This window comes from Chryseobacterium sp. T16E-39 (assembly GCF_002216065.1).
Classification (GTDB): Bacteria; Bacteroidota; Bacteroidia; order Flavobacteriales; family Weeksellaceae; genus Chryseobacterium.
In genome coordinates this window covers 1,737,332-1,752,597 of record NZ_CP022282.1, presented here as the reverse complement: position 1 = coordinate 1,752,597, position 15,266 = coordinate 1,737,332, and the positions used below count along the sequence as shown (strand labels likewise).

The 15,266-nt window shown below is 39.7% G+C and carries 3 protein-coding genes; all 3 read left to right on the top strand.

Annotation, left to right across the window (positions count from 1 at the left end; all coding sequences use genetic code 11):
* Positions 1–348: 348 nt before the first annotated feature.
* The 3 genes from CEY12_RS07885 (at position 349) to CEY12_RS07875 (ending at position 15,264) form a co-directional block, all read left to right on the top strand.
* Positions 349–3,231: a glycosyl hydrolase gene (locus CEY12_RS07885; RefSeq protein WP_089027172.1), complete on the top strand. Its 2,883-nt coding sequence runs from the start codon at positions 349–351 to the stop codon at positions 3,229–3,231.
* Between the two features lie 755 nt (positions 3,232–3,986).
* Positions 3,987–11,015: a type I polyketide synthase gene (locus tag CEY12_RS07880; protein ID WP_172821021.1), complete on the top strand. Its 7,029-nt coding sequence runs from the start codon at positions 3,987–3,989 to the stop codon at positions 11,013–11,015.
* Positions 11,016–11,034: 19 nt separating this feature from the next.
* Positions 11,035–15,264: a type I polyketide synthase gene (locus tag CEY12_RS07875; protein WP_089027170.1), complete on the top strand. Its 4,230-nt coding sequence runs from the start codon at positions 11,035–11,037 to the stop codon at positions 15,262–15,264.
* Positions 15,265–15,266: the final 2 nt, after the last annotated feature.

The window sequence follows — 15,266 nt, the reverse complement described above, 5'->3', positions numbered from 1 at the left end:
TATAAGAAAACTTTAATAAGTGTGAGAAATGGTTGATCTACTTAAAAAATAAGACCTTTCAAAAGGTTATGCGGATATCATCCTTATAGCGGTGAATGGGAAGATTGGAGTAAAAATTTAATTAAGAAATCAGCTATAGAATATTATGGATTATAAAATCTTTTATTATTCAGAATTATAAACATAGGCTAAAAGCTTAATGTCGAGAAAGAACATTTCACACTATTTTCTGTACAGCGGTGTGATATTATCAACAAATCTATTAAATTTGGTCCGTAGGCCTATAGAGTTTAGTAGTATAAAGAACCTCTAGCAAAGGCATTATAACTTTTAATCCATCGATCATTCATGAAAAGAAGAGAATTTCTGAAACAGACTTCAGTTGCGGCCTCCGGTTTAGTTTTATTGAATGTGCTGCCATCGTATGCATATGGAATGCTAAAAATTGGTAGTTCACCATATCGTAAGTCCCTGTTTGAAATATTCAGTAATCCGGAAAATTCTTATCGTCCGTTTGTCCGATGGTGGTGGAATGGAGATAAAATAGAAAAAGCCGAACTTGCTAGGGAGCTCAGAGTCTTGAAAGATGCCGGCATCGGTGGTGTTGAGATCAATCCGATATCATTTCCTTTACGAACGGATGACATGGGGAAGACGAGTGTGGATTGGCTAAGTGATGAATGGATTGACTTGTTGAAATTTACACTTGAAGAAGCTAAATCATTGGATATGACCTGCGATTTACTTGTCGGTACCGGATTTCCTATGGGGGGTGATTTTCTGGAAAAAGAAGAGTGTTCACAGATTGTGGTGATAGCGGTAAAGAAATTGAAAGGCCCTCTTACAACAGAATTTTCCCTTTTTGATCTTTATAAAGAAGCCGATCCTGCCATTACCAGTCCTTATAGCGGAAGAACGATGGAAATGCTGGAGGTTAAAATGGTGCCTGATCCACTCAATCATATGGATGAAGTGGTGAATTTGTCAGACCAGATTAAAAATGGAATAATCAAAGTTTCAGTACCAAAAGGAGAGTATGCAGTTTATGGATTGGTAAAGATAGAACGTTTTATGAGTGTGATCCAGGGTGCACCGGGAGGTATGGGACCTGTACTTAATCATTATAATGTGGAGGCTGTAAAGAAATACCTCAACAGAATGAGTGATGCCATTCAGCAAAAAATAGGACCACTTGCTCCAAATATCAGATCTTTCTTTATCGACAGTCTCGAGACGGAAGGGACAAACTGGAATAGTGATATGATGAGTGAGTTCAAAAAAAGGAGAGGATATGATCTTTATCCTTATTTGCCTTTTGTTTTGTTTAAAATAGGAGGTATGGGAAATACTACCGGTCAGAATATTCTTTACCCGGTAAAAACAGGTCCAGAGTTCAAAAAGATGATTGACCGGATGCGGTATGATTTTGAACTGACCAAAGCAGAAATTTTTGAAGAAAGGTTTGTGCATACTTTCGTACAGTGGTGTAAAGACAATAAAATAAAATCAAGGGCACAGGCATATGGGCGCGGCTATTTTCCATTGGAAGGAAGTTTCGATATCGATATTCCAGAATGTGAAACCTGGTTGAAATATGGAATAGGAGAAGATGTCACTGAAGAAAAATTCATGCAATATCCGTGGCATTTAGGTAGGGGGAATACCATGATCAATAAACTGGTGTCCTCGGCTGCCCACTTAAAGGATAAAAAACTGATCAGTTCTGAAGAGCTTACCAATACGGATATGGTATTTAATGAAGCCCTGGAAATACTTAAGATAGTAGGTGATCAGAGTACGATATCCGGAGTTACCCATCCTGTTTTTCATGGCTTTAATTATTCGCCACCTGATGCACCATTTCCAGGTTGGATCACTTATGGTGGATATTTTAATGAGAAAAATACGATCTGGCCTTATTTTAAACATTATACAGATTACCGCGCAAGACTGTCTGCTGTATTGCAGCAGGCGACTATGTTCGCTAACATCGCTCTTTTAGCACCCTTTGCAGATCAATGGTCTGAGTATGGTGCACAAAACGAACCTTTCCCGGTTGTAGTGTCCCCGGCATACCAGGCTTTAATATGGGAATCCATTCATCAGAACGGTAATGCATGCGATTACGTATCGGAACGTGTGATTACCGGCTCGGAGGTTAACAAAGGTTTCCTCGTTTATGGGAAAAGGAAGTATCATACCTTATTTTTGATCGAAGTACGGAGTTTGGACATTTCTACAGCGAGCAAGTTACATGAATTTGTAAGTGGGGGCGGGAGAGTTTTTTGTATCGAAGCTCTGCCGGAAAAATCTACGGGCTGGAATAATTATGAGAAAAGAGACCTGGAAGTACAGGAATGGATTAAAAAAATGCAAGCGTTCCCTGATCGGTTTATTTTCTTACGCAAGCCTGTCTCTGATTTTATGAGTTGGTATAAAGGTATTCAGGAAAAATATATGCTCACGCCTTATGTAAAAATAGAAGAACCAAAGACGTTTATTACACAGGTTCGGTACCAGACAGATAAAGCAGAACTTTTCTTATTTGTTAATTCCAGTAGCAAGCATGATGCGTCATTGGATATTGCATTTGATAAAGAAGTTATTAAACACAAGAAGCCCTGGTTATGGGATGCCGTAACGGGCCAACGGTTCAGGTTGGAGGTAACGGATGGGCACCTTCGGATTGATCTTGGCACCGCAGATTCCAAATTGATTGTTTTTGATCATGAAAAGAGGGGAGATCTTTGGAAATTCAATCCCCCGACAGGAAAGAATACAAAAGAGTTCAATAATACATGGAATGTTGAATTCAGGCATTATGATGGTTCTGTTAAAAAAGAAGAGTTGAATCATCTTACTGATCTTAAAGAACTTCCAGGTTATGCTAATTTTGCGGGAACCATCATTTATCGTAATACATTTAATGTGATAGGAGATGCTTCAGAATACTTCTTAAACCTCGGTAGTGTGTATGGGATTTGTGAAGTGTATGTTAACGGAAAAGTAGCTGGCACAAAATGGTTTGGGCAAAGGATTTATGCTCTGGATGGTTTACTTCATGAAGGGATGAATGGAATCGAAATCAAAGTAGTGACCGTTATGGTCAATTATATGAAAACCCTTAAAGACAATACTGTAGCCCAGTACTGGACAAATCTGAAAAAGAAAGACCAGCCTTTGCAGTCCATAGGGTTGGTAGGTCCCGTGACTGTTTATCAAAAAAAATAGATTGTGATTTTGATCAGAATGTCCTCTTAAATAATTGATTTGGGAGGACTTTTTTGTATGATATACTTTTTGTTAAAAACTGAATGTTAAGGGATTTGTACAGTCTTTTTAATTCCTCTCTTTAGCACAGTCTAAGTCCTTTAGATATGTTATATTTTTGTAATATTGAAAAACAAATCTCCATATAATGAAATATCTCATTTTTATTCATATATTTGCTAGATATTATTAAATAATTATAAAAATTTATAATTATAATCACACAGATTGTACTAGTTTATTTCTAAGAATAAAAATGTAAACTACAGGTTATGAGTGGTATTTGAATAGCTGATGATCCCTTTGTTAAGAAATCATTATCAAATTGCCTTTATAATTAAAGATGTCGTAGATTTATTTATTTTTATTCCTTTATAACAAGCAATCGCTTTATACGCCGAAGGGTGTAGCGATTTGCTGTGCCCATTTCCTATTTATCGTTTTAAATCATAAATGCCATGAAAAAACTAATGACTATTGGCTTAAAGCCTGTTGAAAGCCAGATGACAACTGTGTATTTAATCACCATTTGGTTACTAATATTGAAACAGTCAATCGCTCCAATATTAAAGAATTATCACTAAATTGCCTTTATTGTTATATATATAACATAAATTTACTATTTTTATTCCTTCGTAATGATCAATTACTCTTTATGCCGAAAGGTTTAGTTGTTTTGTTGCGGAAAAACTTACCATTTCAATACCATGAATGCTATGAAAAACTTAACTATTATTGGATTAACACCATTTGAGAAACCTGATGTAAGTCTTATGCTTAAACTGCATCAGGCAGGTGCGTTTCCTGTCTTAAGCCTTGGGTGTGAACCAGAAATTGCGCAGGAGGCATTGGATCAACTAGATCAGATCGATATACCTTCTTATGGTATTTACTCTCCTAACGACCAGTTTGGATCACTTCAATTTTCAGAAAAAGTAAATTTTGCCATCCTTCCGGTTGGTACTTTAATTAATTCTCCTTCCCAATTATCCGTTATTTATCAGGTGTGTAGCTTAGAAGAAGCGATACAGGCAGAGCAGTTGGGAGCTATGGGTATTATTATAAAAGGAAATGAAGCAGGTGGACTTGTCGGTTATGAATCAGCGTTTGTTTTATTTCAGCGTGTTATCAAAGAGATCAGGGATATTCCTGTGTGGGTGCAGGGTGGAATAGGACTTCACACTGCGGCTGCAGTAAAAGCATTAGGAGCAACGGGTATCATATTGGATAGCCAGCTTGCCTTGTTTCCCGAGAGCTCGGTTCCGAAGGAGGTAAAAGATCTATGCTCAAAACTGAATGGAACAGAAACTAAAATAATAGCCAATCACCGGGTATTGGTGAGACCTAACTCACCTGCACTATCAGATCATATCAATAGTGAAGATCTTAGGAAATATTTTACCGATTTAGATTTAACTAAAAGTTATATTCCAATGGGGCAGGATATTTCATTGGCAATAGATCTGTATGAGGATTTCAAAACTTTGAAGAAACTGGTTTTTGGATTCAGGGAATCCATGTACGGACATCTTAAGCAGGCTAAAACTCTTCAGGTTATTGATGAGAATAATATACTGGCAAAACAACTTGGCTTACGGTATCCTATTGCACAGGGACCTATGACACGTGTAAGTGATGTACCTTTGTTTGCAAATTCCGTAGCTGAAGCGGGAGCTCTTCCATTTGTTGCCTTGTCTTTATTGAAAGGTAATCAGGCAAAAGCTTTAGTAATGGATACCAAAAAGCTGGCCGGCGAAAAAACCTGGGGTGTTGGAATTTTAGGTTTTGCCCCACAGGAATTAAGAGAAGAACAAACTTCTTATATTTTGGAAGCTAAACCTCCTGTAGTCCTTATCGCTGGTGGAAGACCGGCGCAGGCTAAGGTGTTTGAAAAAGCAGGGATAACTACTTTCCTTCATGTTCCATCTCCCGCATTATTAGATATTTTCCTGAAAGAAGGAGCAAAAAATTTCATTTTTGAAGGCCGTGAGTGTGGGGGACATGTAGGTCCGCTTTCAAGTATGGTCCTTTGGGAAAAACAAATTGAACGCATCTTAAAAGAAGATCATCCTGAAAACATCAGTGTGTTTTTTGCAGGAGGGATCCACGATGCATTCTCAACAGCATTCGTTTCTATCATGGCAGCTCCTTTGGCCGCCAGAGGTGTAAAAGTAGGGGTACTTATGGGAACAGCCTATCTTTATACTCAGGAAGCGGTGAATGATGGTGCAATTCAGGAAGAATTCCAATTGCAGGCTATGCAGGCAAAAGATACCGTCTTGTTAGAAACTGCACCGGGACATGAAACCCGCTGTCTGAATACCGTATTTGCTCAGCATTTTATTGCGGAAAAAGCAAGACTTCTGGCTGCCGGAATGGATAAAAAGCAGGTATGGGAACAACTTGAAAAATTAAATGTTGGCCGTTTACGGATTGCTGCGAAAGGAGTGGACCGTCAGGGGGATCAACTTGTAACTATTCCTAAAAGCGAACAGCTGGATCTGGGAATGTATATGATCGGGCAGGTAGCAACAATGCAAAACCGTGTTATGTCAATTGCCGATTTACATCAGAATGTAGCGGTAGATAATTATGAATATATTCAGAATGCAATGTTGCCGGAAGCACCTTCATCCAAAGAAAAACCATTGGATATTGCTATTGTGGGAATGGAATGTATATTTCCGGGAGCAAAAAATCTTGATGAATACTGGCGTAATATCATTTTAGGAAAAGATAGTGTAACAGAAGTACCGGATGAAAGATGGAATAAAGATCTGTATTATGATCCGGAATCTGATGCTTCAGATGTTTCTCATTCCAAGTGGGGTGGTTTTATTCCAAAAATCAATTTTGATCCGTTAGCCTTTGGAATTCCACCACAGTCTCTGGCTGCTATTGAGCCTACACAGTTGCTGACTCTGTTGGTTGCAAAGCGGGCTATGGAAGATGCAGGGTATGGTGAGAAACACGTTAACAGAGAGAATATTTCTGTAATTATTGGAGCTGAAGGGGGGAATGACCTTGCCAATAGTTATAGTTTCAGAGGATATTATAAACAGGTTTTTGGACAGCTTCATGAAGAAGTAAAAGAGGCATTTCCACATACTACGGAAGATTCTTTCCCTGGTATATTAGCTAATGTTATCGCAGGCCGGATTACCAATCGTCTGGATCTTGGTGGAAGAAACTTCACGGTAGATGCTGCCTGTGCTTCTTCTTTGGCTGCTATTGATCTGGCATGTCAGGAATTGGTATTGGGCAAATCAGATATGGTTTTGGCTGGTGGTGCCGATTTACATAACGGGATCAATGATTATCTTATGTTTTCCAGTACACATGCACTTTCACGTAAGGGTAGATGTGCTACATTTGACAGTGAAGCAGACGGTATTGCCCTGGGAGAGGGGATTGCCATTCTTGTATTAAAAAGATATGAAGATGCCGTGAATGATGGTGATCGTATTTATTCGGTTATTAAAGGTGTCGGCGGATCAAGTGATGGGAAGGCTCTGGGACTTACTGCACCAAGAAAAATTGGTCAGGTGAGAGCATTGGAGCGCGCATATGCCCAAGCTGGTATTAGTCCTGCATCAGTTGGGCTTATTGAGGCACACGGTACAGGAACCGTTGTTGGTGATAAAACAGAGCTTAGTGCACTGACTAATTTATTTAGCCGTTCAGGGGCTATCCCGGGTCAGACTCACCTAGGTTCAGTAAAAACCCAGATCGGGCATACCAAATGTGCAGCGGGATTAGCAGGATTAATTAAAGCTTCCCTGGCCGTGTACCATGGTGTAAAACCTCCGACTCTTCATTTACAGAAACCTAATGCCTATTATAATGCCGAAACCAGTCCTTTCTCATTTTATGCAGAAAGCGGTTTGTGGGCTGAACAAAATCGTTATGCCGGAATCAGTGCTTTTGGATTTGGAGGAACTAACTTTCATACAGTTATTGCCAATCATCCAAAACAGGAAGATTCCGCTGTATTACAGTCCTGGCCATCGGAGCTGTTTGTATTCCGTGGCGATACCTATGAAGAAGCTTTAGGTCAACTAGGTCAGATCAGATCTTTATTGGAGATCAATGATGATATCTCCTTAAAAGATATTGCCTATAGTTTGATCATTGGATCTGAAAAGCCGGCTCAGGTAAGTATTGTTGCCGATACTGCTGAAGATTTAATGATAAAAATTGAATTGTTATTATCCGGAATTGAAAGCAAAGATACTTTTATAGTAAATAAGCGGGAAGGTAAAGTTGCCTTTTTGTTCCCTGGACAAGGGAGCCAAAGAATCAATATGGCCCGTGACCTTTTCGTAGTTTTTCCTAGTATGCGAAACCTTATAGATGAATATCCGGAACTCGAAAAAGTAGTTTTTCCTTCTGCTACTTTTGATGCTGAGGCATTGAAAAAGCAAAAAGATACCATTAAAGATACCAGATTAGCACAGCCTCTTTTAGGAATCGTAGATCTTGCATTGGCTAAATTCCTTCAATCAATGGGAATTACACCTGATATGTTGGCAGGTCACAGCTATGGGGAATTACCAGCTCTGTGTTTTGCAGGTGTATTTGGAGAAGAAAAACTTGTAGAGTTGAGTACACAAAGAGCACAGGCGATCTTAGATTCAGTAGAGGACGGAGATCCCGGAACGATGGTCGCTGTAAATGCAACACAAGAAAATTTAGAATCTATTCTTTCACAGGTGGAAGGATGTTATCCTGTAAATTATAATACCCCATCTCAATGTGTGGTAGCGGGAACCACGCCTGCAATCAAGAAATTGATGGAGATTCTTAAAGAGAAACGTATTTCTGCACAAAAATTAGAAGTAGCCTGTGCGTTCCATAGTCCGGTGGTTGCAAAATCCAAAGAATTATATGGGAATGTCCTAAAAGATGTTGCTTTTGAGGAAATGCAGATTCCGGTTTGGTCGAATACCTCAGCATCTGTATATCCAACGAAAGAATCAGAAATAAAAGAAAGATTAACCAATCACTTGGTACAACCCGTAAGGTTTGTGGAAGAGCTCCAGGCGATGTATAACGATGGAGCGAGAATATTCATAGAGGTAGGTCCTGGAAAAATTCTTACCGGATTAACGAAATCCTGTTTAGACAAAGATCAGGTAACACTCTATGTAGAAGATAGCAGCCGTAATAAGCTGACTCACCTCCTTTGTATGTTTGCTCAATACCTTGGTACAGGCCGTAATTTTAATGTTGAAAAACTTTTCGACGGTCGTGATGCCAAATTGATCCACATTGATCAGCCTGAGCTTTATAAAAAGAATCCTGCCATTTGGCGTGTTAATGGACAAGCTGCATTACCTACTACTGGTACGCTGCCTGCCAATGGTGCATTACCTATATTAAACCCTCTTCAAATGAACAACTTTACCAATAATCAAGCACCTGCAACTGAGAATCAGTCTACGGCTGAACGTATGCTGCAGGAATATCTAAATAGTATGAAACTCATGATACAGGCGCAACGGGATGTGATGCTTTCCTTTATGGGACAGAATCCTCAGATAAATCCGGCTCCTGTATATACTTCACCGATCCCTTCTCCGGTTAATGAACGTTTGGCTGCAATTCCTGCAACTCCGGTTCATCAGGAGAAACCGACAGCTGTTCTACCGGCTCAGCAGACTCCAACAAAAGATATCAAATCCTTATTACTTCAGGTAGTTAGTGATAAGACTGGGTATCCTCAGGAAATGTTAGGAATGGAAATGGATCTGGAAGCAGATTTAAGTATTGACTCCATTAAAAGAGTTGAGATTATAGGAACACTCCGTAACGAATTGGGTATTCTTGCAAATGGACATGCAGATGAAGATACAGTAATGGAGCAGTTAGCTGGAATAAAAACTTTAAACAGTTTAGTAAACTGGCTGACGGAATACACGGGAGCAACTGCAGCACCTGAAAAAAATGGATCAGTGCAAAGCACAACTCCACAAGCATCCAATACATCTGCCTTCTCACTGGAAGAACTCCAAAAAGCAATTCTGGATATTGTAAGTGAAAAAACAGGATATCCAAAAGAGATGCTTGGATTGGATCTGGATCTTGAAGCTGATTTGAGTATAGATTCCATCAAGCGTATGGAAATTATTGGAGATCTTAAAACTAAGATCGGATTTGGTGAAGATTTAGAGCAGGCTGATGACCTTATGGAAAAACTGGCTGCTATTAAAACACTGAATGGGTTGGCTGTCTGGATCAGTGAAATGAATGGTGATGCTGAAGTAAAGGAGGTAAAGAATGAGACGAGTATTGCTGAACCGGAGCCGGAACAGGCTCTTTTATCCCGTTTACGTTTTGATATTACTCCTACGGATGATTCTTTAATCCAAAATACTGAGATATTGGAAGGAAAGCGTTTCGCAATTACTGAAGATAATAGCAAACAGACACTGGTCATTAAGAATGCATTGGAAAAATATGGGGCTATTGTTGAATTGGTAGATACAGAAAAAGATCTTACAAGTTTTGACGGATTAATTATGCTTGATATATTCTCATCTTCTGTGAAGCACAGCATTATTGATCATGTGGATCTTATTAAAAGACTTGATTTTGATAAAGCCAAATGGGTGTATTTAATATCTGATATTCCTGCCCATCTTCAGGAGATCACTGATGCTCGTGTACTACGTCATCATCAGGGATATCCGGGACTTTTCAAAAGCCTGGCAAGAGAATTTGATAATACAACATGCAGACTGATCAGTTTAAGTACTCCACAGGAGATGGATCATATTGCAGAAATAGCTTTAAAAGAAATATTAACCACAGATAAACCGGCAGAGATCATTTATAAAAATGATCAGCGTCACAAGGTTGATATTATTCCATCACCATTATCAACGAGTTTAGGAGAAGCAAATATTCAATTGGATCAGAAGTCTGTAGTTCTGGTACTGGGTGGAGCACAGGGAATTACCTCTGAACTTGTTAAACATATGTCAGAAGCATATCCTTGTACTTATATCCTCGTGGGCCGATCTGCAGATCCTAGAAATGAAGAACATAGTCTAAAGGAATTTGAGAAGATGAAAACCAAGGATGAAATAAGAAGTTTTCTGATCGAATCCGGAAAATTCACTTCACCATCTGAAATAGAAAAAGAAACGATCCGAGTTTTCAAAAATAATCAGATCCTGAGAACAATCCGGGATATGGAACAACTTGGAAGTACTGTAGTTTACCAGTCGTTGGATCTTTGTGACGAAGATGGGCTATGTGAATTAATCAATACGATTTATGAAAAATATGACCGTCTGGACGGAGTTATCCATGGGGCAGGTTTATTGGAAGATAAGCTGTTTAAACAAAAAACAACCAGCTCCTTTGGACGTGTCTTTGATACTAAGGTAAAACCCCTCCGTGTATTAGCTGAACAATTGCGTACAGATTGTCAGTTCGTGGTTCTGTTTTCAAGCATTGCTTCAGTATATGGAAATAAAGGACAGACAGACTATGCTGCAGCCAATAGTGTACTGGATGATTATGCCAACGCATTGGATAAAAAGCTAAAAGGGAAAGTGATCTCTATTAACTGGGGACCATGGAAAGGTGCAGGAATGGTGTCTTCAACCTTAGAAACAGAATATGAGCGTAGAGGTATTTCTTTGATCCCTTTAGATCAGGGAAAGGAAACCTTTCTTAATGAGATAAAATATGGAACTGAAAGTCAGGTACTAATCATGTCAGGTAGCAATTGGTAAAACCCTGTATAAAATTGTTATGAAAAAAACAGATGTTGCTGTAATTGGACTATCCTGTGTCTTCCCCGGGGCACAAGATGCCAAAGCTTTTTGGGAAAATATTGTCAATAAAGTGGACTCGACTCAGGTGGCTCCTGCTGATCGTATCGATCCGGTTCACTTTAGTGATGCAACAAGTCCTGTCGATCGTTTTTATTGTAAACGTGGAGGATTTATTCCTGATTATGAATTTGACCCGACGCAATTTGGAATTTTACCACTGGCTGTTGAAGGAACAGAGCCTGATCATTTGCTAACGCTTGATTTGGTTCAGAAAGCCCTCGAAGATGCAGGGGTATTTCAGAAAAAAGTTTCGTTGGAGAAAACAGGGATCATCATAGGTAAAGGAAACTATACGGGACCGGGTGCAACACGTGCTATAGAGATTGTACGGACTGGAGAGCAGATTTCTTCATTGTTGAAGGAACTGCTTCCTGAAGTATCTTCTACAGATATTGATAAAGTTAAAAAAGCTTTTCAGGAACGTAAAGGACGTTTTGCTGCTGATACAGCGATGGGATTAATTCCAAATCTCGTTGCTTCTCTTGTTGCCAACCGGTTTAATTTGGGAGGCGCTGCCTTTACAGTGGATGCTGCCTGTGCGAGTGCTTTACTTGCCGTAGATCATGCGGTGCAGGAACTTAACCGTGGACGCTGTGATATGGTGATTGCAGGTGGGGTTCATACCGGACAGAATGCTGCTTTCTGGAGCATTTTTGCACAATTGGGAGCAATGTCACATCAGCAGCAGATCAAGCCATTCAGTGCAGATGCTGATGGATTATTAATTGGAGAAGGATGCGGTTTTGTGGTCTTAAAAAGATTAGAAGATGCAGTCCGTGATCAGGATAAAATCTATGCTGTTGTAAAAGGGGTTGGAGTAAGTAGTGATGGTAATGGGACCAGTGTAATGAGTCCTTCTGTTAAAGGGCAGTTAAAAGCTTTGCAACAGGCATGGAACAATGCTGACCTCGATGAAAAACAGATTGGCTATCTTGAAGCTCATGGTACAGGAACTCCTCTTGGAGATAAAACAGAACTGCAGACTCTTGCCCAGTTTTTTGGCAAGGAAGAAGTGAGTCCAATCGCTGGTATTGGATCTGTAAAGTCCAATATAGGGCATGCTATGCCAGCGGCAGGTATAGCAGGTTTGATAAAAACCTGTCTGGCATTGCATCATGATACATTACCGCCTACTTTATATTGTGAAAATCCAATAGCGGATATGCAGCAAACCCGATTTGCACCTGTGCAGGAACCTAAAAGCTGGTCAAAAGCCGGTTTGCCAAAGATTGCGGCAGTCAATGCTTTTGGATTTGGGGGGATCAATGCCCATGTAGTGCTTGAAGGGTATGATATGCCTAAAAAAGACCGTGTTTTGCTGTTGGCAAGAAATACGAATGAAGATTTACTTTCTGCTTTACATCATAATGAAAGTCAGTTAGGTGAAGGGGATTATAGGATTGCCCTGTTTGATCCGACACCAGAGAGAATAGAAAAAGCAATTAAAATTGTATCCAAGGGTAAACCTTGGCGAAACAAACAAGATATTTGGTATACGAATATTCCTTTATTGAAGAATGGAGATAAAATAGCCTTTGTATTTCCAGGATTAGATGGTCTCGCAAAAGGAGAAGTGGAGACTGTCAGCCGTTACTTTGGATTAACTGAGCCTATCAAAACAGAAGGGGAAGGTTTATTAAGTGATGCGTTAGGTGTTTTCAATAAGTGCAGCATATTGGATGGTGCATTGAAAAAGCTGGGAATTGTACCGGATATGAATGCCGGGCACAGCTTAGGAGAGTGGCTGGCCGGATATTCGTCCGAGCTGGCAGAAGTAAATTCTGTTAAGGCATTGATCGATGTGCTTAATCCTGAAACTTTTGAATTAAAAGACTCCAGGTTTATTGCTATTGGTGCTGGAATTGATACCATTAAGCCTCTTATTGCCCAAATCCCGGAGGTATATATTTCTAATGACAACTGTCCAAATCAGGTGATTCTTTGTGGAAGTAATACGGCATTGGATGAGCTGGTACCTTTGTTAAAATCAAAACAGATATTTCATCAGATCTTACCATTCCAATCCGGTTTCCATTCACCTTTTATTGCGGATAAGCTCGATGTGATTTTAGAAGGAATGGAAAAGGCACAGTTTCAAAAAACAAAGATTCCATTGTGGTCTGCAACGACACTGGAACCTTATCCTTCAGATCAGCAGGCTATAAGAAAACTCAGTGCAGAACATCTGGTTCAGCCCGTACGTTTCCGTGAACTTACTGATAAACTGTATGAAGAAGGAGCAAGATTCTTTATTCAAATAGGAACAGGAGGATTGATTGGATTTATCGATGATACTTTAAAAGGAAAAGCTTTCAGTACGATTGCTTCCAGTATTCCTACGCGGTCTGCTTTAGCTCAGTTACAACGTGTGGTAGCTGCTTTATTCGTAGAAGGAAAAACAGTAGCACTTGATTTTCTGGAAATAGAAAGCAATTTGAAAAAGGCATCAGGCAAAGGAATTAAGCTGCAATTAGGATCACCGATTATCCGTGATTTTAAAGAAGTACAGTCTTTAGCTCAGTCTTTTGAGCCGAAGCAAAATAATATTTCAGCTACTGTGGTTAAAACAGGACATCCGCTCGTTCAGGCATTTCAGGAAAATATTGCTGATATGATCCGCATGCAGGAAGAAGTGTTAACATTATTCCAGAATCGTCCGGAAGTTACAGTTTCAAACCCGGTGGCAGTTCAAAAGCCACGGGATGTGAATTTCTCAAGATTACTGCATGTTAACTTGGATACTCATCCTTATCTTATTGATCACAGTTTGCTAAGACAGCCTGCAGGGTGGGTGGATATTGCGGATATGGAACCGGTTATTCCTATGACCATGATTTTTGAGCAGTTAGCAGAAATTGCAGAAGCAGAAATACCAGGTACTCAAGTACACAAGATCATGAATGTGAGTGTGTTTCAGTGGATGAATGTTGCCAAACCTTTTGAGAAAACCGTTAAGGGAGAATGGCGCTCATCCCATCATGCTTATCTGGATATCGAGAACTTTGTTAATGCTGAAGTGGTATTGAAACCAACCTCTGTAGAGGCTCCTGTCATTAACCTATCAGTGGGTGAGCTTTTACCTATTCAGAGAACTCCTGAGGAAATCTACGATATGCACATGTTCCATGGAGAAAAATATCAGGGGATCACTGAAATAGTAGAAGTGGGAACCAAAGGTATTGTAGGAAAGATCAAAGGAAACGGAGGGAAAGGTTCCTTACTTGATAATGCCGGACAATTATTCGGGTTGTGGCTACAGCTTACTTTAACAAAAGACCGTATTGCTTTTCCTGTAAAAATCAGGGACATCGAGTTTTTTGGTGATATGCACGATCAGGAAGGACTTTTTGAATGTACCTGTTTGCTTACGGAGCTTAACGATGAATTTGCCATCGCAGATATTATCCTAAAAAGAGATGGAAAAGTCTGGTGTGCTATTACCGGTTGGCAGAACAGGAGATTGGAAATCGATGCGGCATTATGGAGTGTTTCCATGTCCCCTTTGCATAACCGTCTTTCAGAAGAAATTGCACCTGAGGTATTCTTCTTTCATCAGGCTTATACAAGGGTCGCTTCGTGGGATTTTATTCTTAAACGATATTTCAACCAAACTGAAAAACAATACCATCAGCAGCTATTGCCTAATAAGAAGAAAAACTGGATGGTCAGCAGGGTAGCAGCAAAAGACGCTGTAAGAAACCTTCTTCGCCAGCAAAAGGATCATGCTTGTTTCCCTATTACATTTGAAATACGCTCGAATGAAGTAGGTAAGCCTTATCTCATCGGCGATATTACTGAAGATATTCATATTTCGTTAGCTCATAAAGGAAAAGAAGCTGTAGCAATTGCACGCCAAGGAAGCCCTGTTGGAATAGACATGGAAATCATAGAGGAGCGCAGCTCCGGATTTTACGATCTGGTATTTACAGATGCTGAATTAGCATTATTAAAAAACAGAGATCAGGCGGAATGGACTACCCGGTTTTGGGTAGCCAAGGAAGCTTACGGAAAGTTTCTTGGAACAGGGCTGAAGGGAAATCCAAAAGCTTTTGAAGTAAATAAAATAGAGGGAGATCGTATGTGGATCGAACAAACTGAAATTAAAATCATAAAACATAAAAATTATATTATCGGATGGACACTATAAAC

Coding starts and splice junctions, on each gene's coding strand:
- CEY12_RS07885 (WP_089027172.1), top strand. CDS start 349: ATGAAAAGAAGAGAATTTCTGAAACAGACTTCAGTTGCGGCCTCCGGT.
- CEY12_RS07880 (WP_172821021.1), top strand. CDS start 3,987: ATGAAAAACTTAACTATTATTGGATTAACACCATTTGAGAAACCTGAT.
- CEY12_RS07875 (WP_089027170.1), top strand. CDS start 11,035: ATGAAAAAAACAGATGTTGCTGTAATTGGACTATCCTGTGTCTTCCCC.